Here is a 21625-nt window from a genome sequence, read left to right as displayed (position 1 = left end):
TCATCGAGCGAGTTCCGTGTTCTCATGCGGGTCAGCCCTCACACTATATTGCCGCACATCGACCAGCAAAGGCCGAGCTAGTGCGCCTGGCGCGCAGTTACTGCGAGATAGGCTTCGAAAAGCCCGACAGAGCTAAGACGCTCCGCTGTATTGAACCCGACATGTTTTCTGACAGCTGTCAGATTTTGGACACACATCACTCATCGTCAGTCGCTTAATACGGATGGTAGTTTCTTCCAGGAATCGGTGACATTGAACACCACCCTGTCATGACCGCCCAATCTCAGCGAAGCGAACTCAGCATCGCCACCAGGACCAAGCCTGAAGATAAATCCGCCATAGCAGCGTCAACGACATTTTGCTTTCGAAGCCGGATGGATTGCACGAGGTGATTCGCGCCGTGATGCAGGAGGTGCTCGAGGCCGAGATGGACGAGGCGCTGGGTGCTTCGAAGAGCGAGCGCACGCCGGAGCGTCTCGGCTATCACGCGCGCTACTACGGGCGGAGAACTAGCTGCGCACCTACGGCGGTTCGATAATCCCAAGGTTCAAAGCTTTTACAACAGCTACCGTTCTGCTGGTCGCATCCAACTTCCGCATTACATTTTTTAAATGGAAATCTATCGTATTTCGTGATCTGCCTAAAATAGTTCCTATTTCCCAAGATGATTTTCCTTGTGACACCAAATCAATGCACTCTATTTCTCTCGGAGACAGGTTATGAGCTCGTTCCGACGCAGTCGTAGTGTCGAACTTCGTAACCATCCGATGAAACCGCAGCGCGGCCATTTGCAGGTAGGTGATCGCTCTATTCTGCAATTCGCAGTCCGAGGATTGAGCAAAACTCACAAACCTAAAGCTGCCACCAGGGCCATGTAATGGGACGGTAACGCCTGACCTCAAGCCGAATGTTGCTGCTTCGTCCAAGACGCGGCGTCCATCTTCAGTTATGTTTTCATCAGTATACACCTCGCTCCATCGAAAGGGTCCCGCCTCCTTTCGACCTTTCTTGATGAGGGGGTCTATTTTGGCATAGCCCATTCTCGAGTAGCGCTCCTGCCATTCAGCGGGATAATTCCACATCACCACAGAACCCTCTCGGTTCGGCTTGAAAGCCCTCTCTGATGCGAGCGGCCCATAGGCAATCCACGGGCAATCGAAATTCAGCGCAAACGCAGACAACAGTTCGAACAACTGTTCGGATTGAGCGACATCATCAGTCATCTTGAGGAATAGGTCTAACTCCACCGCAATCCGCCGGAGTTCCATGATGTCTCCTTCATTGCGTTCTCATTGGTGCACAGTTTGCTCCAACCCAGCCTCGCAACATCCGAAGTCAACGGGACTCGAGCCGGAGTTCCTTCCGCCACCTGGAGTACCCTCAAGAGTCGTGCCAGCTTGCGAGCGAAGCTTCTCCTTCAGGTCGTCAATCGACGGGGGAGGTACCCAGGAGGCGAACCGACAGCACTGTGTCGGGGAGCGCACAATCCGACAGTCGAGCATTCGATTGACGGAATATGGGCAGGAAAGTATTCGCGGCGCGCTTTTGAAATCAGCACCTAAGTGCCGGGCCTGAGAAAGCTGCATTGCAACTGTACTTATTTGATCGAGGCAAGAACAAGCTCAAAATTCAATCGATACATCGACCTTCTTTTCCAATCTCCCGAGTTGAGCAGCCGTAGCAATCGTATTCGACTGGATGGCGGCTGACTTTCTCCAGGCTCGGTAACCTGCTGAATTTGTCCTTCGGATGTTCCCGCTCAGTTGGCACGACTTTTGAACTCACCGTCGTGAGGCGGCAAGAGCTGCCCGCCAAAATTGATGCTGTTATGGGGGAGGTCGAAATTCCAGTTTTGTCTTTTATCGTCTTTGGGACCGAGCGTGTTGATGCGCCCGCTTGGAAACTATGAGACGTTTCCCCGTCCATGGGCGCGGCGCCACTTGTCGCGACGTTTTCGCCTTCACTGTTCGCCTCTGGAACAGGCAGCCGGCCCGGCTCGCGATCATCATGACCGCGATGCTCGCCTCCACGCTGGCTGACGTGTTGATGCCGCTCTATTCTGGCCGACTCATCGACGCTGTTTCTCGTGCTGCTAATGCGGCAGCACCAGCTTCGGATTCAGCTGTTGCAGCATTCTCTGTACCGATTGCATTGGCACTCGGTTCCATTGCCATGCGCCACGTCGCCTTAATTGGCCTGAACGACCTGGTGTTGAAAATGATTTCCGATGTCGCGACCGAAGCGTTCCATCATGTGCAGCGTTTTTCGACAGACTGGCATGCAAACAGCTTCGCCGGCTCGACAGTGCGCAAGATAACGCGCGGCATGTGGGCGCTCGACCTCCTCAACAGCACGATACTCGTCACGCTGCTCCCGTCGTTTGTCATCTTGATCGGCTCGACGGTGCTGCTCGGCTGGCACTGGCCGGTCATGGGCGTGATCTTTGCTTGCGGCTCTCTCGTCTACCTTGCGTTTTCGATTTCGCTGTCGCTCGGCTATGTCGCGCCAGCGGCGAGCCTTGCCAACCGATGGGACACAAGGCTCAGCGGCGCGCTTGCGGACGCGGTCAGTTGCAACGCTGTGGTCAAGGGCTTCGGCGCAGAGGTTCGCGAAGACGAGCGGCTTGCAAATATCATGACGAAATGGCGGCACCGCGCGCGCCGGAGCTGGGTGCGCGGAACGATCATCGGCTCAACCCAAGGCGTAACTTTGGTTGCGCTCAGGGTGGCGGTGGTCGGATATGCCCTGCTTCTGTGGTCGCATGGACAGGCAACGCCGGGCGAGATAGCATATGTTCTCACGTCCTTCATCGTCCTGCAGGGCTATCTGCGTGATGCCGGCATGCATGTCCGCAACGTGCAGCACTCGGTTAATGATATGGAAGAACTGGTGGCCATCCACAATCAGAAGGTGGATGTTGCCGATCGTCCAGAGGCCAAGCCGATCCGGATCACGAACGGCCGTATCGATTTCGAGAACGTCCACTTCCGCTACGCCAACCATCCCCTGCCGCTCTATAGCGAATGTTCGCTGTCGATTGAAGCTGGCGAAAGGGTTGGGTTGGTTGGACCCTCCGGTTCCGGCAAGACAACATTCGTGAAGCTGATCCAGAGACTCTACGACCTGAGCGGCGGCCGGATCCTGATAGACGGTCAGGACGTCTCCGAGGTGACCCAAGAGTCCCTTCGTTCGCAGATCGCGATCGTGCAGCAGGAGCCGATCCTGTTTCACAGGTCGCTTGCCGAGAACATCGCCTATGGCCGGCCTGGCGCGAGCCAGGCCGAGATCGAGCAAGCGGCACGGCTGGCAAGTGCCCACGAATTCATCGCGCCCCTGCCGAAGGGCTATGGGACATTGGTCGGCGAAAGGGGTTTGAAGCTCTCCGGCGGCGAGCGCCAGCGCGTGGCGATCGCGCGCGCCTTCCTCGCGAACGCGCCGATCCTGATTCTGGACGAGGCCACATCGAGCCTCGATTCGGAATCCGAGGTGCTCATTCAACAAGCGGTGGATCGGTTGATGGTGGGTCGAACCACACTCGTCATCGCACACCGGCTGTCGACCGTCCGCTCGCTCGATCGGCTGCTCGTCTTCGACCGTGGCCGCATCATGGAGGACGGCGATCATGCCGCCCTGATCAATCTCGATGGTGGCATTTACCGCCGCCTCTTCGAACGGCAGGCGTTGGAACTCGCGAAGGGCCTGGCCTGATCGCTAAACCGGCTTGCGCGATGCGCCGAGCCGTTGCCGGAGAGGGGTGTGGCAGTGACGAGCGGCGGGCGTTAGGCCGGCAAAACAAGCACGGCCGGAACTGTCCGCCAAACGGGCGAGCGGGAATGCACCACGTCTAAGCTTCGGCGAATGCGCGCAGTTACACGCGGGCACCGAATTGTCGCGCCTAACGGCGCACGCACCAAAAGGGCGGGAATGTCGACGGCCCGGGAAGAGTGCGGCCCTCGCCGTTACCCACATTTCGCCAAAGGAAGCGAAGTCAGCACAGGCCGGCTGGGAGCCCTGTCGCTGGCCCAACCTACCGCACGCCGGCCACGTCAACGCTTCAAAGTCCCTTCGGTTCGCACAGTCGTCCCCTTGGAGACCCGGAAGCGCAGGAGCTCCGACCGCAGTCTTCGCTCAACTCTCGCCATCTGCTCCGGGATTGGATTCCGTTCCCTTGCTAGCACTGTGGCAGCTGAGCACGAACTCGCCGGCCTCGTGTCTTTCGATTACGGCCAACGGGCTTAGGAAGAGATTGGATTCGCCGGCCCTCTGCGGAGCGAATGAACAGTTCTACAGATCATCGACGTCCGCGAAAAAGAGCACGCAGCCGAAGTAGTCGGCCTGAAGCAGCAGCGAACAGGCCAGCGTCGTGACGACTGCCACACGGAGCGAATCCAAAGCGAAGTAAACCATCGACGCATTGCTGCACAGGACCAGCCCCACGAGCCGACAAAAAGATGAAGTGCAACGCCGTTCTCCTGGTTTTCGCCAGATCATGTTGCGAGCTCGTCGGCCGCAACATGCGTCTGGCAGTTCTTGGGGCAGACGCGGCCGCAGGCTCCGCAGCCGATGCAGCGGCCGGCATCATCGACAACCATGATCATGCGATTGAGCTTGCCGTCGAAATCGTCGTCCTCGTCATCGCAGGGGCCGAGGATTTCACCCGCATCATCAACGCCGTGAAGATGCATGACATCGCGCGAGCAGACCTTGAAACAACGGCAGCAGCCGATGCAGGTCTTGCTATCGATGGAGGTCAGGTACGACGGCATCCAAATGGAGCCGTCACGGGTGGTGAATGTGCGCATCATCCTAAATTCTTCATTGAAGCGAGTTCTCTCTTGGCAACATCCAACTCGGCATAAACGGCTTGGGTTTTCTCGGCGACTTCCTGTATGTCGGCCCACTTGCCCGGCAGACCCTCGACAAGGTCCTGCAATGCCATCTTGGCAATAGCTGCACGCAACTGGAGCTTTCGGACTTTCTTCCTCATCTTATCTAGGTCTGACATAGATCCTTCCTGGAACAATGGTTTTGTTGATGCGCTCCATCTCGGGCTAGGCTTCAATGGCTGCAGTCGCATCGTCGACCAGTTTCGTACCGGCCTCAGCAAGTTTGCGGAAAGTCTCGAAGCCGAACCGGTGGACGTCTCGACAGAACGCCCAACCGCTGGAAGCCCCCACGGGTTTCATTTCTATTGTCGGCGACGTCGACACGCCGGAGCGCTCCTCGATCGCAAGCGCTACGGCGGTGTAAAACATGTCGAGCCTCCACAGCGCGTCAGGATCGGGATCGCCGCCAAAGGGTACCGCACGTTGCTGTTGCTTGGTGATGATGAACTCGGCCAGCAGCTCGGCATCCGAATGGCCTTCCCATAAGCCGAAGGAATCCTGAGTACGAATGAGCCGCAGGAGGCATTTGACGAACGGGGAAGCAAGGGCCTCGTCGTCCTTGTGGACAGCAGGGCCAACCGGAGGAATTTCGTTGTTCGTCATTTCAGTCTTCGTCTTCGAGGTACGATTTCCTTTTCCTGCGATGCCCACTCCGGGTCGGCTTGCGTGGCCGACGAATGGCTTGGGCGGGCCAACCCCAAGAGTGCCCCGTGGCCGACCTCGACATGTCCACGAGTGCGAGACCTGCGGCGCGAATTCGCGGCGCACATTGTCTGCGCCGCGATCCGACCGGTGGTCAACGCAATTGAAATCCAACCTGCCGCAAGCCGCCGCCCTGCTGCATCGACATACTTGCTGCGAAGAGAGCCTCGATGGGCGGATTGGCCAGTGTTCAATTCCAATTGTCAGTCCCTTCGCGATTCTTGCTCAGGAAGTGACTGCGTTTTGAGTTTCGGGTGCCTTCTTTTGCGGAGCCACACAAAGATCCGCGTGACAGGCAGGCTCACCCGTGTAGTTGGCCAGTGCTTCGAGCAATGGGGTAAGATAGTACTGTTTGGTGTGGTCCGGAATTGGCCCCAGCCGGTCCACCGATTTCAGTGCCACCTCGATCAACTCGATTGCGCGATCTTTGTTGCCGCTCTCGTAATAATACTGAGCTACCGGGAGGTACCGGAGGTACTTAAACGGGCCATCGCCGTTCGGGGGATTGAGTGCCAGTATCTGTTCCGAGAGCTCGTTGCCCATCGCAAAGCGCTCCGCGCGCGGAAGATGGGAATTGTCCATCGTGGGATCGAAGAGTTGGTTGAGGGCCAAGGCCATCCACGACACCGCGTCGGACGTTTTGTCGATCGCGTCCTCGACCAATTCTCGCATGACCGGCATGCCGGTCTTGATGTCGCGCAGCTTGTGAAGCAGAAGATCCGCATGAATCTGCCGGAACTCACAAGAGTCTGGCATCAAGGCGAGGCCTTCTTCGATGGCCAAGAGCGCCGCCGTCCAATTCTCGGCCTGCATCGCCGGCTCAAGTTTGGCGTATATCGGCCCGGTAAGCGACATTTCGCGCGCTGCAAGTTGGTTATGCGCGATGCGCTTTGCATCGGCGGCTTTCGCTTCATAGCTGCTGCGCCAGCTGCCGTTAAGGACTTTCGGCAAAACGTCATCGAGTTCCGCCGGGTGGCCGATAAAAGCGATGTGGCCGTCGCGGTCGACCACGAACGAGGTGGGAATCCCAATCGAAGAGCTGGGATCCATCCAGAGCTTGTTCATTTCGCCAATGTAATCGAACCCGATACGATAATTCAGATTCGGGAACTCCTCGGTCAGCCAGGCATCCACGTTGGTCCGCGCCTCGTCTGCGGTAGGACCCTGTTCGCAGGCGGCAACTCCGACCGCCTCAAATCCGCTGCCTTCATATTTCTCCTGCAGTTCGATCAAATGGGGCATGGCGTCGACACATGGTCCGCACCAAGTCGCCCAAAACTCAACGAGGTAGACCTTGCCGGGCCGAAAGTTCGTGAGGGGCTCGCCACGCAGCCAGTTCTCCACTTTGATCGCAGGAGCCGGGGACCCCATACGCAGTTCCATCTTGGTGTCCAAAGTCATTCCACACCTTTCGTCTCTTTTGTCGCGGAATATTTTCCAGTCAAAATCGGACACGGTCTCGAGGGCATCGCTCCCTCTGGCTTGCTTCAGCGAAGCTCTCACCGTGTTGCCGCACATCAAGCTGCAACGGAGGTGCCAATTCCCTCAGCTCCGGTAAGCGGCGGGAAATGCTTTGAAATTCTCCACGAGGCCAAATGCGGCCGATTGTCGTGAACCCGACATGTCTTCTGCCGCTGTCGGGTTTCGCCCTATCACTCTTGAGAGCTTGGACGGCTCGCCTGTGATTAGACTGGCCTCGGTCCTCGAGCAGTGGCAGTTTGGCGCCAGTTCGAAAGCGCGAACTCGCCGGCTTGGTCCTCGTGCCGCCACCGCCGCGTGTGGATTCTTGCCCCGGAGTCAAAATTCGCCTCGCGGTTGCCAACGGCGGCATGCGCTCAATGCGCGTGGCGTTGAGCACCGACAGCACGTAATGGTACCAATTAGTGGATGCCCGTCGCTGCCTCCACTTCTCCAGCCAAGCGCTCGAACGACGCTACCTACCCACGTTCGAGCGCGACCGCGGAATCGCAGACTGCCGAACGTCAGCCGTTGCGAAAGGTGTAGCCGTACCCGTTGATCGCCGGTGCGCCGCCTAGATGTGCGTAGAGGACCCTCGATCCCTGTGGAAAGAAGCCCCTCTGGACGAGGTCGATCATCCCTTGCATCGATTTGCCCTCGTAAACGGGGTCCGTAATCATGCCCTCGAGCCGCGCGCACAAACGGATTGCCTCTTTGGTTTCCTCCGATGGAACGCCATAACCCGGGTACGCGTAGTCCATGAACAACACCACGTCTGCCTCGACAATTTCCGCTCCGAGGTGGACGAGCTTCGCTGTATTTTGGGCGATGCCAAGCACCTGCGCCTTGGTCTTGGCGGGCATGGCGGAGGCATCGATACCGATCACGTTGCGCTGTCGACCATCCTTGGCGAACCCGACGAGCATGCCGCCGTGGGTTGAACCAGTCACCGTACAGACGACGATATAGTCGAAGGCAAACCCAAGCTGCTCTTCCTGGGCACGCACCTCCTCAGCGAACCCCACATAGCCCAGGCCGCCGTATTTGTGGACAGAGGCGCCGGCAGGTATCGCATATGGCCTGCCGCCCCTTGCCTTGACTTCATAAAGTGCCTTTTCCCAGCTGCGGCGGATGCCGATGTCAAAGCCCTCGTCAACCAGGCGCACCTCTGCCCCCATGATGCGGCTCAAGAGGATATTGCCGACCCGGTCGTAGACAGCATCATCATGTGGGACCCAGCTCTCCTGGACCAGGAGGCATTTCATGCCGATCTTGGCGGCGACCGCAGCGACCATGCGCGTATGGTTGGACTGCACGCCACCGATTGTGACGAGCGTATCGGCATCTGACGCGATCGCGTCGGGCACAATGTATTCGAGCTTGCGCAGCTTGTTTCCGCCGAACGCGAGACCGGAGTTGCAGTCCTCGCGTTTGACGTAGATTTCCACCTTGTCGCCCAGATGCTTGCCGAGGCGGTCGAGCCTCTCGATCGGCGTGGGTCCAAAGGTGAGCGGATAACGTTCGAATTTTTCCAGCATGCTATCTCCAGCAAAAAAGTACCTGAACCTGCTACGCACCGGTCAGCCCAGGGGTATGGTCGCGTGTTAGCCGAACACAGATTCCCTATACGATCAGCTCAGTCATCAGAGGGTGACCAAAATTGGTGTGGGTCTGAGCACTGATCCTGTCATCCGCGCATCAAAGCAGCAGCACATGCTGGGCATTCGACCAAGCCGGGACACAGCTGAAAATTGCATTCCGCAGTTGATCAGAGTCAGACGACTGGTACCCGAGCTTTCCTGTAACCATCGGCATGCTGGCCCCTGTGGCGAGTTCCACGAGCGCGGCTAGAGGACTGCCAGATCAGAAAGAGCACGCGGCCGAAGTAGCCGGCCTGAAGCAGCAGCGAACAGGCCAGCGTCGTGACGACTGCCACACGGAGCGAATCCAAAGCGAAGTAAACCATCGACGCATTGCTGCACAGGACCAGCCCCACGAGCCGACAAAAAGATGAAGTGCACGCCGCTCCCCTGGTTTTCGCCAGATCATGTTGCGAGCTCGTCGGCCGCAACATGCGTCTGGCAGTTCTTGGGGCAGACGCGGCCGCAGGCTCCGCAGCCTATGCAGCGGCCGGCATCATCGACAACCATGATCATGCGATTGAGCTTGCCGTCGAAATCGTCGCCTCGTCATCGCAGGGGCGAGGATTTCACCCGCATCATCAACGCCGTGAAGATGCATGACATCGCGCGAGCAGACCTTGAAACAACGGCAGCAGCCGATGCAGATTTGCTATCGATGGAGGTCAGGTACGGCGGCATCCAAATGGAGCCGTCACGGGTGGTGAATGTGCGCATCATCCTAAATTCTTCATTGAAGCGAGTTCTCTCTTGGCAACATCCAACTCGGCATAAACGGCTTGGGTTTTCTCGGCGACTTCCTGTATGTCGGCCCACTTGCCCGGCAGACCCTCGACGAGGTCCTGCAATGCCATCTTGGCAATAGCTGCACGCAACTGGAGCTTTCAGACTTTTTTCCTCATCCTATTTAGGTCTGACATAGATCCTTCCTGGAACAATGGTTTCTTGATGCGCTCCATCTCGGGCTAGGCTTCAATGGCTGCAGTCGCATCGTCGACCAGTTTCGTACCGGCCTCAGCAAGTTTGCGGAAAGTCTCGAAGCCGAACCGGTGGACGTCTCGACAGAACGCCCAACCGCCGGAAGCCCCCACGGGTTTCATTTCTATTGTCGGCGACGTCGACACGCCGGAGCGCTCCTCGATCGCAAGCGCTACGGCGGTGTAAAACATGTCGAGCCTCCACAGCGCGTCAGGATCGGGATCGCCGCCAAAGGGTACCGCACGTTGCTGTTGCTTGGTGATGATGAACTCGGCCAGCAGCTCGGCATCCGAATGGCCTTCCCATAAGCCGAAGGAATCCTGAGTACGAATGAGCCGCAGGAGGCATTTGACGAACGGGGAAGCAAGGGCCTCGTCGTCCCCGTGGACAGCAGGGCCAACCGGTTCATGAGGAATTTCGCTTTTCCCCAATTTCAGTACTCCTCTTGAAGGACGATCTCTTTTTCTGCGATGTGTGGTTCGGGCGCTTGCGTGGGCGGGGAATGGCTTGGGCGAGCCGATCCCACGCAACAGTGTCCCGTGGCCGACCTCGAGCACGTCCACCAATGCGAGACCTTTCACCGCGGCGCGAACGCCTGCGCCGCGGTTCGACCCGAGGTAAACGCAATGGAAATTCCACCTGCCGCAAGCCGCGCACTTTTGCGGCATCGACGTTATTGCTGCGAAGTGCGCCTGGGCGGGCGGATTTGCCAATTCCAATTGTCATGCCCTTCGCGATCCTTGCTCAGGAAGTGACAGCGTTTTGAGTTTCGGAAGTCTTGTTTTGCGGAGCCACACAGAGACCCGCGTGACAGGCAGGCTCACCCGTGTAGTTGGCCAGGGCTTGGAGCAACGAGGTGAGGTAGCGCTGTTTGGTTTGGTCCGGCACTGGCTCCGAATGGTCCAGCGATTTGATTGCCACCTCGATCAACTCGATCGCCCGGTCCTTGTTGCCGCTCTCGTAATAATACTGAGCGACCGGAAAGTAACACCCGAATTTAAAGTCTCCATCGCCTTGCGGAGGATTAAGTTCCAGGATCTGTTCGGAGAGCTCCTTGCCCATCGCAAAGCGATCATCATGCGGAAGATGGGAGTTGTCGATCGTGGGATGGAAGAGTTGGTTCAGCGCCATCACCACCCAAGACATCGCTTCGAACTTTTTGTTGATCGCGTCCTCGACCAATTCGCGCATAAGCGGCAAGCCGGTTTTGATGTCGCGCAGCTTGTGAAGCAGAATATCCGCATGAACCCGCCGAAAATCAAAAGAGTCTGGCATCACGGCGAGGCCTTCTTCGATGGCCAATAGTGCCGCTGCCCAATCCTCGTCCTGCATCGCCGGCCCAAGTTTGGCGTATATCGGCTGACTCAGCGACGATTCGCGCACACGCGAGATTCGCTTTGCATCGACGGCTTTCGCTTCATAGCTGCTGCGCCAGCTGCTGTTAAGGACTTTCGGCAAAACGTCATCGAGAGGTGCCGGGTGGCCGATATAAGCGATGTGGCCGTCGCGGTCGACCACGAACGAGGTGGGAATCCCGAACGAAGAGCTGGGTTCCAGCCAGAGCTTTTTCATTTCGCCAGTGCAATCGAACGCTGTCCGATAATTCAGATTCGGGAACTTCTCGGTCAGCCAGGCATCCACGTTGGTCCGCGCTTCGTCCGCGGTTGCAGCCTTTTCGCAAGCTGCGACTCCGATAATCTCAAATCCGCTGTCTTTATATTTCTCCTGCAGTTCGATCAAATGGGGCATGGCGTGGACACATGGTCGGCACCAAGTCGCCCAAAATTCAACGAGGTAGACCTTGCCGGGCCGAAGGCTCGTGAGGGGCTCGCCACGCAGCCAGTTCTCCACTTTCAGCGCAGGAGCCGGGGACCCCATACGCAGTTCCATCTTGGTGTCCAAAGTCATTCCACACCTTTCGTCTCTTTTGTCGCGGAATATTTTCCAGTCAAAATCGGACACGGTCTCGAGGGCATTGCTCCCTCTCGCTTGCTTCAGCGGAGCTCTCACCGTGTTGCCGCACATCAAGCACGGCAAAGGGCATGCCAACCCTTCTTAGCTTCGGCAAGCGCCGGTACCGCCTTGAATAAGCGAGCCCTAACACGGCCAGCTGACGTTAACCTGAATGTCGGCTTTCGACGGCTCACCTTAGCGGCTGCCGTTTAGGAAGGTGAGAGTTTGGCTGGCCCGCTGGCGATAAGACCGGCTTCGGCGTCCTGGAGTAGTCGCACTTCGGCGATGGGGTCGAAAGTGCGGGAGAGGCTCGGTACCCTTGCAGCCACCGCCGCATGTGGCCCGGCGTCATAATTCGCGTCGCGGTTGCCAACGGCGGCGTTGGGCTCGATCCACGTGGCGTTGAGCCCGACAGCACGTAAAGCTGCATCGTGATTGAATGCCCTTTGCTGTTTCACGCCAAGCAGGAGTCGCGCGACGCTACCTTGCTCAAGCGCGAGCAGAGCGATCTGACGCCGTAGGAATATTGCTCGTCCCGCTTTTGCCGCCAGAGGCGGAAATCTTTCCTGAATGCCACCGCCGATCATCAATATCGACGAATCATATCCCGCTGCCCATTTGTTCGACTCCGAGGTCGGGCCAGCACTCCGTCAAGGGACGGTTGATGAACCCTAGATGCTCGGGATTGGCGCATGGCGCGCGCCGCAGAAGGCTGTCAAGGATGCGGCGCGCTCGCCAGGCCAGCAGCCCAAAGTTCGGATCAGCCAGCCCGCGCTGTCCAAGGCAGGCGTTCTGAACGAAAAGGCGTCGGTCTCGCGGTCCGTCCCAGTACACCGAAAAATCCTCGCCGATGGCGAGCTCATTGCCGATCTGTTCGAGGCGATCTGCGATCGGTTCTAGGAAACCCGGCAGCGGTTTCTCGTACCCGGTGGCCAGGATGACGATATCGGCGGTTACTTCTCCGATGTTGTCCAAGCCGCGTTGCAGCGTGAGCCTGTGCCCTGCTCCGGCATTGATGCAGCGCGACACGTTGCAACTTGGCCGCAATGTGATCTCGCATTGGTGTGGCTCGAGAAAGGCGTGGTGGTAGAGCGCCTGATAGACCGCGCGCAACTTGCTTTCTGAAATGCCCTCGGAGGCAAGCGCGAAACGCCGCAGGAACAGCTGTCGATGCACCTCGCTCATCGCAGCAAAACGATCCGAGAAGCATGGCGTGAACAGCCCGTTTGTGAACGCGTGGTCGTCGAAAGGCATCTCGCGCGTCAAAACCCATGTGATCGCCGCGGGCCGCCGTTCTTTCGGCCGGCCGACAAGGTGCAGTAGCAGCTCGGCTCCCGACTGTCCGCCGCCAACAACGCAGACATGCTTTTTTTGCACCTCAGGATTGATGTGGGCCAACTCAGATGAGTGGAACAGGTTGGGTCCAGTCCAGCCATGAAACTGAGGCGGAATTTGCGCCTGCTTGCCTATGTCGATGACGAGGTTTCTTGCATCAAGGACCGCGTTGTCCGTCCGCACGCGAAACTCGCCGTCAAAGCGGATTTCGCGAACGGCCTCGCCGCCACGGACAAGCGGATTCTTCTGGAACGCCCAGTTGAGATATTGGGCGAACTCGGCTCTAAGCACCCCGTGAAATTGCGCATTGAGGAAATTGTAAAGACGCCCGTTCTCGTGGAGGTAGTTTACGAATGTGTAGGCTGATCGCGGATTGACCAGAGTAACCAGATCCTGGAAGTGGCCGACCTGGAGCTCCGCGCAATCGAAAGCGCTGCCTGGATGTCCTCGGAAATCGACCTCCCGGTCCAGGAACAGTGCCCCTTGCGCAATCTCTTCCTGTATCTGACACGCAAGGCTCAAATTAGATGGTCCAGCACCCACACCAATACAAAAGAGGTCCACTTATCCTTACTCCTCTAGGAGTGTTTTCCAACTCAGCGGCATGTTGACGTCGATCGCCGGGCATTGAGCAATGCGAACCTCACAGGCATGCTTGAGCCGCGGTCCCGACTGAGAGGACAGCAAAAGCGTGTGCCGCCTTCCAGGTCTTGGGCTCAATGTCGGCGGCATCGACAGCGGCGCGGCGTGATCCGAACCCAAGAGCAGAAGGAAAGTGTGTGATGCTGTCGCGCGGCTCTTCCGGATCTTACGGCGGCTTCTAGCGCCGGCCTCCACCCCAGGAGTGGCTGTTTCCCTGCCACGACGGAAGCGGCTCTTTCTTTCGAGGGGCGTAACCATGGATAACGGCTCTTAATGCTTTCGGAGACTCCCATGCATGCGGCGTGCCGGATAAAGATCTGTCAAACCAACGAGTTCGCGCAGTTCCAGCTCGTCTGGAATCCGACATTGTCGCACGCCCGACGATCGGGCAGGGGAAGCTCCGCGGCAGCGGCCCTTGCACACCGCAGGCTGACAGGGACAGCCGCCGATTTGACGCGCGTCCGGGTACTGATAAGGGGCCTTCCAACAGGGTTCGCGCACGAGGCGGGGTCTCCTGGTACACCCGCCCTGTGGCTTGGCTGCGGTCTGCTGCAGCCGTTCGTCTTTACTGCCCGTTGCGGACGATCTCGCACGAGTTGGTTCACGAGAGCGTCGTGAAGCAGTCGAGGCGTCCGGTTTGGCTCTGACAAGCGTCGCAAGATGTTCGCGGATCCAGCCATGTCTCCGCAATCCGACCGGTAACCGACGACGACTTCGGACTGGTTGGCGGTCCTACGACCTGATCGGTGTTCCTACGGAGCTGATCAGCGAGCCAAAAACAGCGGCAATGTGGTCTTCCCAAAGCTCCAGCTCGGCGGACCGCCGAAAATCCGCTCACGCAGCCCACGGCTGCCATAAGCACCCATGACCATCATGTCAGCACAGATGTCGTTCGCGTGCTGGGTCAGCACTGTGCCCGCCGATTTGCCGGCGCTCTTAAGCAGGTCAACGGAGACCCGAGCACCGTGCCGAGTAAGATAGGCAGCGATGTCAGCTCCGGACTGCGCGCCTTTCCCGTTGTTTTGCGCCTTTGGATCGACCATAGCGACACAGACTTCCCTGGCAGCGGATAGGATACTAAGAGCTTCCCGAACCGCACGCGAGGCCTCTACACGCGAATCCCAGCCGACCAGCACGCGTCGAGGCGACAGCGTCGCCTTAACGCCCTTCGGCACGATGAGCACCGGCTTTCCGCTATCGAACAAGCAGCCGTTGACAACAGGAGGTCCGAGAGTCTCATCGTTGAGGAGGTCTCCTCCAACGATCGTCAGGTCAGCGCAGAGCGCCCGTTGTCGTGCCACTTCACCGAGCTCGCAATAGTCGGTGTCAACGTCACAGGAAAGCGACATAGCTTTCAGCCTTTTGAGGATATCCGCGGACCGTCTTTCCATTCTGGTCACGTCCTGTGAAAATTTCTCGATTTGCTGAAATCGATAGTTCGGTACTGCAATTGCCTGTGCACGTCCTGTATTCCATTCGGGGGGCGGAGACGACATCAAGAGCAATGGAGGCGGTATAATGAGTACCGATAGGTGCGCGCCGACCTCGGCACACAGTCCGGCAGCTGTTGTGAGGTCCTCATCAGAATGATCAGCACCCGTCACACTGAATATGCTTTTAAATTCCATTTGCCTGCTTCTCCTGGTCTTCGTTAGGAGCGCCTCAAAGCGGCAACACCGCTCTCAGGAGGAAGAGAGAGCGGCACCACATTCGACCACCGATTTCAGTCGTCCGGCTTCTCGAGCGAGTAGCCGACCGACCTGACGGTGCGAATGACGCTGCCGGGCAAGGCCGTTTTCAGCGCCCTCCTGATTCGGCTGATATGGACATCGACGGTGCGTGCACCGACATGAATGTTGGGCAGCCAGGCCGCCCCGATAAGCTCGTCCCGGCTGAAGACCTTGCCGGGGGCCTCAATCATAAGCCGCAGCACGTTGAAATCGATCCGTCCGAGATGGATGTCGTGGCCATTACCGCGAACCCGATGGGCATCGAGCTTCATCTCCAGGCCTCCACAACAAATCCAACTGTCGTTTTCAACCCCGTTCGGACCACGCTTGGTCAGCCCGAGCCTCGCCCGCAGGCAGTCGAGCAGCTTGGCCGGAGCCACCGGCCGCACAAAGCTCTCAACGCCTGCCTTCAAGAGATCGAGGTGCTGGTGCTCGGCGCCAGGCGCGATCAGGGCGATGATAGGCAGGTCGGTGGTGCGCGGTTCCCGCTTGAGGTGGGCGCAAATTGCGGACCCGTTTATGCTGGCTGGGTCGCAATCCAGCACTACGGCCTGAAGCTCCCGTTGTTCGGCCAAGGCCAGCGCAGCCTTCGCGCCGTCTGCCGTCTCACTGCTGAAACCGTCAACCTCCAGTATGTGGCTGTAGAGCAGATAGAACTCGGCATCTTGCGAGCAGATCAGGACCAGCGGCTTCTTCATCGGCGATACCCCAACAACCTGGTCGGCCTCGAGTCCCTGGATCGAGGGGACTGGCCAACATAGTTTCTCGGGTCCGTCATGATGGCCTTTCTCGAAAATCGCGCCCATCATGCCAGCGCCACGTGGGGAAAGGTTTCGATGACTGAAATCGCATCGTCGACCAGCTTCGTACCGGCCGTGGCGAGCTTCAGGAGCGTCTCGAAGCCAAACCGGTGGACATCGCGCAGCGTTTTGGACAAAACGACCAGCCGTCCGGTCGTGAAAAGCACCCGACCAAAACCCTCATGGCTCACCTGGATCATCGGCGATGCCATAAGGCCGCAGCGCTCCTCGATCGCAAGCCCGATGGCGGCGTAGTACTTGTCGAGCCTCCACAGCACGTCGGGATCGGGATCTCCGATGATTGGGATCCCTCGGCGCTGTTCCTTGGTAATGATGAAGTCGCCCAGCAGCTCAGCGTCCGCTTTGCGTTCCCACGAGCCATAGGAATCCTGAGAACGGATCAGCCGCACGAGGCATTTGACGAACGGGGTGCAAAGAGCCGCCTCGTCTTCGGCGACAGCTGGGGGGATTGCGGGGTCAGGCATTGGCGTCCTCCTCTTTTCAGTCCTCGTCCTCGAAGGACGGTTTCTTTTCGGCAATGCCCGCTCGCGCCAGCACCTTGCGCAGCCAAGGCGGAGGACACGTCCTGAGCATCATCTGCGTGCGCAAGAGCACCTGTGGGATCGATTGGGGCTCCGCCACTTTGATCGGGTGGATTTTTGCCGCGACAAGCTTGGCTGCCGAAGGGCCGCCAATTGCCAGACAAAACAGGATCTGACAGCCCTTGAGCGCATCCACCTTTGGCGTGATGCGATCATCGCGCTCGGCCCGATGCTCCCCGCTTTCATCGGACACGTCATCGAAGGCCACGGCTTCTACGAGATTCCATTCCTCGCGCGTCACGTCGTAGACAGCAAAGCGCCTGGCCGACCCGAAATGGGCATTGAGGTCCTGCATGTCCTGAGTGGCGATCGCAACGCGCAATGCGCCCTTACGTCGTTCAGGCATCGGGGCGAAAACCTCATTACTGACCAGCGAGAGGCGGCGAACAGCGTTCATCGTGATATTTCTCGATTACGGAGTGGATCAAGCGCCTCAGGAGTGGGCGCGTGTTGGTTGGCCTGGAAGATGCTGGCGACCTCGAAGATCATGTCGCGGGTGCCCTGATAGAGAATTGCGAGCTTGTGCTGGCTGCCTAGTCGATCGAAGACCGGGAACCCGATGCGCATGAGCGGAATTCCGAGCCGCTCCGATGCCTGGCGCCCGTGCGAATGCGTGACAAGCAGGTCAGCACCGACGGCAAGACTTTCCAGATCGCCGAGATCGCCGATCTGAACCGAAACCGCCGGGACTTTCTTGAGAATTTTAGACCTGTCGGTCGTTGTGACGGCCGCGGCTATCTCGGAGCCGAGACCAGCAAAGAAGGTTGCAAGTTGGAACAGCTGGTCTGGTTCGGCAGCGATGGCAATTTTCTTGCCGCCGAAATGGAAATGTCCGTCGAGCATCGCGTCCTGCAATTGCGCCCGGCGCCGGCGCACGCGGGCCGGTACCGCCGCGCCCGAAATCGAAGACAGCAGCGACACGAAGCGGTCCGTGTCCTGCAGCCCAGTCAGTGACTGGAACAACACGTAAGGCACGCCGGTCAACCCGAGCAGCGCTTTCGCCGGGCGGCGCATGTGCTCACCGATGGCGATGCATCGCATGGCCGTACCCAACTCGCGAATGTCTTCGACGCTGGTGCCGCCGTATGTGGTCGCTACCCAGCGGTCAGGAACCGTACCGTCGAGCGAGCCTGAAATGTCGGGCAGAATAACCGGCTTGAGCCCAAAGCTTTCAACCATGTCCCGCATATGCTCGATGTCGGCGACAGAGAGGTTGCATCCGGGTAGGATTGCGATCTTCTTCGGGTGCCGCGCCCGTTCGCCCGAGCGCGTAATCCCTTCGATCATTGCGGTGACTGCCTTGGCCCAGCCCTCTTCGATCGCGCCGTCAAAATCCGGCGTGTTGGCCAGCACGACCTCCGTACCCGCAAGCTGTTGCGTGTGCTTCCGCATGATGTTGGCAATATCACCCGCGCAATCTTCGCCACGCGTCTCCACCAGCGCGGTCGTGCACACCCCGATCAGCGTTGGCTTCGTGCGGTTCTTGAGGTTGAGGATCGCCTCTTCCAGATGGTCGGCTGCGCCGAGGATGGTCGCCACCTCATCCATCGCCGTAGTCTGCAAGGGAATCGTTTCTTTGAAGTGCCGCACGAAGAGAACGAGCGCAAAGCTTGTGCAGCCTTGGCTGCCGTGGAACAGCGGCATCGCACCGTCGACGCCAAGAAAGGCAAAGGCGGCACCCAGCGGCTGCGACGACTTCAGCGGGTTGACTGCCGCCGATTTGCTCTGGGGAAGGATGCGGGCCATCGGTCGCCTCAACACTCGTGTGCCGTCGCGCAGGCGAATTCATCAAACAGGTACGCGGTCTCGTTCCTCGTGCACGGCAATTCGCCTATCAGCTCAGGCTGGCAATCCCACGGGGCCGGCTGGCGCACCTGAGACCAGATCGGATTGTGAATGGCGAGGTCGATCTGGCGTACGAGTTCCACCATGCCGTCATAGCCGGCATAAGGATGCTGGCGCTCCTGGTTGATATCGAGCCAGGGCGTCTTGGCCTTGAGCGCAATGAATTGCGTGCGACCGCCCGACAGCATGATATCGGCCCTGTGTTCAGAGAGCATGGCGTACAGCTCGCTCGCAGCCATGGATTCGAACATGTGCTTGTCGTGCTTGAGAACTTGTTTGATGCGCTCCTTGTCCTGCACCGTAGATTTCTTGATCGAGGTGCCGACGATCTCGATTCCGATCTCCATCAGCGCATGGACAACCGACCAGGACTTCACACCGCCTGTGTTGAGCAGCACGCGCTTGCCTTGGAGCCTTTGCCGGTAGGATTCGAGTTTCTTCCACGCGATCGCCTCCTGCTGCGCGATCAGCGTCTCTGTGCGCTCGAGGATCTCCGGATCGGCGCCCTTCCTCACCAGCAGCCTGACAAGGTTTCGAAGAGCTTGCGATGTGTCGGAGATGCCATAGAAGGAGCCCTCGAAGAACGGGATGTCCCAGCGCTCCTCCATCTTGCGGGCAAGACTGATCAGCGCGGTCGAGCACACCATCATTGCCGCCCGGGCGCGGTGCGCGGAAGCAATGTCGCGGTAACGCGCATCGCCGGGAATGCAGGCGCGCACCCGGATCCCGAGCCGATCGAGGAGCGGCTTTACAAGCCAGAATTCGCCCGAGAGGTTGAATTCGCCAAGGATGTTGATGTCGTAGGGTCCGGGGTCGTCGGGTTCGACCGTGCCGATGACATGATCGAGCAACGCCTCGGCGGCGAGCTTATTGCCGAGGTTCTTGGAGCCTGCCAGGCCAGGCGCATTGATCGGCACCACGGCCAAACCGAACTTTTCCGTGGCGCGTTTGCACACAGCCTCGATGTCGTCACCGATCAGCGCCGTTACGCAAGTCGAGTAGACGAAGATCGCCGGCGGCGCGTATGTGTGCTTGATCTCGCGGATCGCCTTGAAGAGTTTCCGCTCGCCCTGCCCCATCACAAGGTCGAGTTCGGTGAGGTCGGTCGTGAAGCTTGTCCGCCACAAGGTCGGCCCTGACGAAACCGCACCACGGTTGTCCCAAGAATTGCCCTCGCAGGCGAGCGGCGCATGGACCAGATGCGCAACGTCGGTGATCGGCTGCAGGACGATCTTGGCTCCGTCAAAGGCGCAGCCGCCGGCTGCCGCCCCTGGTGTCAGCGACTTCGAGCAGCCCTCCTTGCGCGCCTTGGCATCTTTGCCACGGTTCTTATCGCAGGCGGGCTCATCGAAGGCGTCCTTGATTTTGGCGCTGAGGGAGGACATTGCTCAGCCTCCCCAGTCCATTGGGCAAGGAATGGCCTCGGCGAAAAGCCGGCCACAGCTCTTAGCGCGTGAGGTCATAGGAATAATCCGTCACACCCGTCTCGCTCGTCTCGCGATCGAGTTTGTCGAAGATCTTGTCGAGGATCGTCGTCAGCACGCGCAACGCTCCCTGGTAGCCAAAGAGCGCAAAGCGGTGATGATGGTGCCGATCGAAGATCGGAAACATCAGCCGGATCAGCGGTGTTCCGGTGTCGCGCTCCAGGTACTTGCCGTAGGAATTGCCGATCAAAAGGTCCACCGGCTCGGTAAAGAGCAGTGAGCGCAGCGCCCACAGGTCCTTGCCCGCCCAAACCTGGGCAGCCTTGCCGAAAGGCGAGGATGCTAGCAGCTTCTTCAAATCGGCTTCCCATGCCGAGGTGCCATTGGTGGCGAGGCAATGGGTTGGCTCGCCGCCGGTCTCCATGACAAAGCGGGCCATTGCGTGAACGAAGTCGGGATCACCGTAGATGGCGTATTTCTTACCATGCAGCCAGGATTGGCTGTCCGCCATGGCGTCTACCAGTCGGCCGCGCTCGAGGCGAATTGCCTCGGGAATCTCCTTGCCGGAAATCGCCGCGACCTCCATCAGGAATTCGTCCGTCGCCTGAACGCCGAGCGGATAGTGGAATGAGGCCGTCGCCTGCCCGACCTCCTCGCAATAGCCCAGTGTCTTTCGGGTGTTGTGATGCTGCAGCGAAAGCGTTGCCTCGGCGTTGAGGGCCTTCTTCACCTCGTTGATCTTCGTGCCCCCGTCATACATGCGGTATTCACCGTCCGAAGGCGTATCGAACTGGTCAGAGGCATCCTGGATCAATGTATAGGACACGCCCATTACATCGAGCAGGCGCTTGAGCTCCCGGTTGTTGCCGACGCAGAAGCCGTCGAAGCCCGGAATGATGTTGATGGTTCCTTCGATTTGCGTACGCTCCTGGCCTTTCCAGAAGTGCTCCAAAATTCCTTTGACCATGTTGTCATAGCCGTCGACATGACTGCCAACGAAGGCCGGGGTGTGGGCAAAGGGCACGTCGAAGTCGCGCGGGACTGAATCTTCGTCCTTGGCGTTCTGGATGAAGCTGTGCAGGTCGTCGCCAATGACCTCTGCCATACAGGTCGTCGACACGGCAATCATCTTGGGGTCGTAGAGCTGGTAGGTGTTGGCGAGCCCGTCGACCATGTTCTTCAGGCCGCCAAACACCGCCGCATCCTCGGTCATTGAGGAGGAGACCGCCGCGGCAGGCTCCTTGAAATGGCGCGACAGGTGCGAGCGGTAATAGGCGACGCAACCTTGGCTGCCGTGGACGAAGGACATGGTTCGCTCGAAGCCGGCGGCAGCGAATACCGCACCCAGCGGCTGGCAGGCCTTGGCCGGGTTCACGACAAGCGCTTTGCGGGCGAGGTTCTTTTCGCGGTATTCCCACGTCTGGGTGAAATCGCGCTGATCGGAAACGATTTCATCGGGGTGCGGACATTCGAAGTTTAGCTTCTTCTCAGCGAGCATCTTTCTGTATTCCGGCTCGCGGAACAGGGGAGCGTGATCGAGAATTTTTTCAGCCGACTGCGGCATGATGATTACCTCTTTTGCATCTGGCTGCGCGGGACGGCAGCTCAGGACGTCAAGACGTTCCAGGCT

21 protein-coding genes and 2 pseudogenes are annotated in these 21625 nt (G+C 58.8%); 2 read left to right on the top strand and 21 right to left on the bottom strand.

The features are described 5' to 3' along the window. Positions 1-269: 269 nt before the first annotated feature. A pseudogene (locus EJ071_RS06910) lies at positions 270-505 on the top strand (transposase); the annotation flags it as partial. Between the two features lie 16 nt (positions 506-521). Here EJ071_RS06910 and EJ071_RS06905 read toward each other — a convergent pair. After that, a complete protein-coding gene (locus EJ071_RS06905) occupies positions 522-1268 on the bottom strand; it encodes a LuxR family transcriptional regulator (protein WP_126097332.1) in 747 nt (248 codons plus the stop codon). A gap of 637 nt (positions 1269-1905) precedes the next feature. Here EJ071_RS06905 and EJ071_RS06900 point away from each other — a divergent pair. Beyond that, complete coding sequence (locus EJ071_RS06900; protein ID WP_126097331.1) at positions 1906-3708, top strand: ABC transporter ATP-binding protein; 1803 nt, start codon at positions 1906-1908, stop codon at positions 3706-3708. Positions 3709-4284: 576 nt separating this feature from the next. Here the strand turns inward: EJ071_RS06900 and EJ071_RS06895 are convergent. From EJ071_RS06895 to nifK, 20 genes and pseudogenes are all read right to left on the bottom strand, one after another. Then, on the bottom strand, positions 4285-4491 hold the full coding sequence (locus EJ071_RS06895) for an exopolysaccharide production repressor protein (RefSeq protein WP_126097330.1): 207 nt from the start codon (positions 4489-4491) through the stop codon (positions 4285-4287). Next, positions 4488-4805 (bottom strand): ferredoxin III, nif-specific, encoded by a 318-nt coding sequence (fdxB, locus tag EJ071_RS06890; protein WP_174800308.1) that lies wholly within the window; start codon positions 4803-4805, stop codon positions 4488-4490. Before fdxB (EJ071_RS06890) ends, EJ071_RS06895 begins: the two co-directional genes overlap by 4 nt. Further along, positions 4802-5005 carry a CCE_0567 family metalloprotein gene (locus EJ071_RS06885; protein WP_063169367.1) on the bottom strand — a complete coding sequence of 68 codons (204 nt, stop codon included), beginning with the start codon at positions 5003-5005 and terminating at the stop codon, positions 4802-4804. Before EJ071_RS06885 ends, fdxB (EJ071_RS06890) begins: the two co-directional genes overlap by 4 nt. Positions 5006-5051: 46 nt before the next feature. Then, positions 5052-5489: a DUF269 domain-containing protein gene (locus tag EJ071_RS06880; RefSeq protein WP_126097329.1), complete on the bottom strand. Its 438-nt coding sequence runs from the start codon at positions 5487-5489 to the stop codon at positions 5052-5054. A 324-nt stretch (positions 5490-5813) separates the two neighbouring features. After that, positions 5814-6971, bottom strand: coding sequence for a TlpA disulfide reductase family protein (locus EJ071_RS06875; protein WP_126097328.1), 1158 nt, complete (start codon positions 6969-6971; stop codon positions 5814-5816). A gap of 599 nt (positions 6972-7570) precedes the next feature. Then, positions 7571-8584 (bottom strand): 1-aminocyclopropane-1-carboxylate deaminase, encoded by a 1014-nt coding sequence (locus EJ071_RS06870; RefSeq protein WP_024505903.1) that lies wholly within the window; start codon positions 8582-8584, stop codon positions 7571-7573. Positions 8585-8820: 236 nt separating this feature from the next. Beyond that, on the bottom strand, positions 8821-9012 hold the full coding sequence (locus EJ071_RS39225; RefSeq protein ID WP_127230899.1) for an exopolysaccharide production repressor protein: 192 nt from the start codon (positions 9010-9012) through the stop codon (positions 8821-8823). A gap of 79 nt (positions 9013-9091) precedes the next feature. Beyond that, positions 9092-9406, bottom strand: a pseudogene (gene fdxB, locus EJ071_RS06860) (ferredoxin III, nif-specific). Next, entirely contained in the window at positions 9403-9561 is a 159-nt protein-coding gene (locus EJ071_RS06855; RefSeq protein WP_224571204.1) for a CCE_0567 family metalloprotein, read from the bottom strand. Before EJ071_RS06855 ends, fdxB (EJ071_RS06860) begins: the two are co-directional and overlap by 4 nt. Before the next feature lie 90 nt (positions 9562-9651). Beyond that, positions 9652-10080 (bottom strand): DUF269 domain-containing protein, encoded by a 429-nt coding sequence (locus tag EJ071_RS39220; protein ID WP_063170387.1) that lies wholly within the window; start codon positions 10078-10080, stop codon positions 9652-9654. A gap of 328 nt (positions 10081-10408) precedes the next feature. Continuing rightward, entirely contained in the window at positions 10409-11554 is a 1146-nt protein-coding gene (locus EJ071_RS06845; RefSeq protein WP_126097326.1) for a TlpA disulfide reductase family protein, read from the bottom strand. A gap of 272 nt (positions 11555-11826) precedes the next feature. Beyond that, entirely contained in the window at positions 11827-12204 is a 378-nt protein-coding gene (locus EJ071_RS06840) for a hypothetical protein (protein ID WP_024505270.1), read from the bottom strand. A 13-nt stretch (positions 12205-12217) separates the two neighbouring features. Next, the gene (locus EJ071_RS06835; protein WP_063169368.1) at positions 12218-13516 is read right to left on the bottom strand and encodes a SidA/IucD/PvdA family monooxygenase; all 1299 of its coding nucleotides are present in this window, start codon (positions 13514-13516) and stop codon (positions 12218-12220) included. 842 nt (positions 13517-14358) lie between these two features. Further along, entirely contained in the window at positions 14359-15222 is an 864-nt protein-coding gene (locus tag EJ071_RS06830; protein ID WP_126097325.1) for a universal stress protein, read from the bottom strand. Between the two features lie 95 nt (positions 15223-15317). After that, positions 15318-16022 (bottom strand): response regulator transcription factor, encoded by a 705-nt coding sequence (locus EJ071_RS06825; protein WP_245454716.1) that lies wholly within the window; start codon positions 16020-16022, stop codon positions 15318-15320. A gap of 107 nt (positions 16023-16129) precedes the next feature. Then, a complete protein-coding gene (locus EJ071_RS06820; RefSeq protein ID WP_024505267.1) occupies positions 16130-16609 on the bottom strand; it encodes a NifX-associated nitrogen fixation protein in 480 nt (159 codons plus the stop codon). 16 nt (positions 16610-16625) lie between these two features. Further along, complete coding sequence (gene nifX / locus EJ071_RS06815) at positions 16626-17123, bottom strand: nitrogen fixation protein NifX (protein WP_126097324.1); 498 nt, start codon at positions 17121-17123, stop codon at positions 16626-16628. Further along, positions 17120-18472, bottom strand: a complete 1353-nt coding sequence (nifN, locus tag EJ071_RS06810; RefSeq protein ID WP_126097323.1) for a nitrogenase iron-molybdenum cofactor biosynthesis protein NifN — start codon at positions 18470-18472, stop codon at positions 17120-17122. The genes nifX and nifN overlap by 4 nt, the downstream gene beginning before the upstream one ends. 8 nt (positions 18473-18480) lie before the next feature. Then, on the bottom strand, positions 18481-19956 hold the full coding sequence (gene nifE / locus EJ071_RS06805; RefSeq protein WP_095489376.1) for a nitrogenase iron-molybdenum cofactor biosynthesis protein NifE: 1476 nt from the start codon (positions 19954-19956) through the stop codon (positions 18481-18483). A 61-nt stretch (positions 19957-20017) separates the two neighbouring features. Further along, the gene (nifK, locus tag EJ071_RS06800; RefSeq protein ID WP_024505263.1) at positions 20018-21559 is read right to left on the bottom strand and encodes a nitrogenase molybdenum-iron protein subunit beta; all 1542 of its coding nucleotides are present in this window, start codon (positions 21557-21559) and stop codon (positions 20018-20020) included. Positions 21560-21625 lie beyond the last annotated feature (66 nt).

Source organism: Mesorhizobium sp. M1B.F.Ca.ET.045.04.1.1, assembly GCF_003952465.1.
GTDB classification, from domain to species: domain Bacteria; phylum Pseudomonadota; class Alphaproteobacteria; order Rhizobiales; family Rhizobiaceae; genus Mesorhizobium; species Mesorhizobium shonense.
The sequence above is the reverse complement of the archived record's forward strand: the minus strand, read 5'-3'. Positions and strand labels throughout refer to the sequence as shown.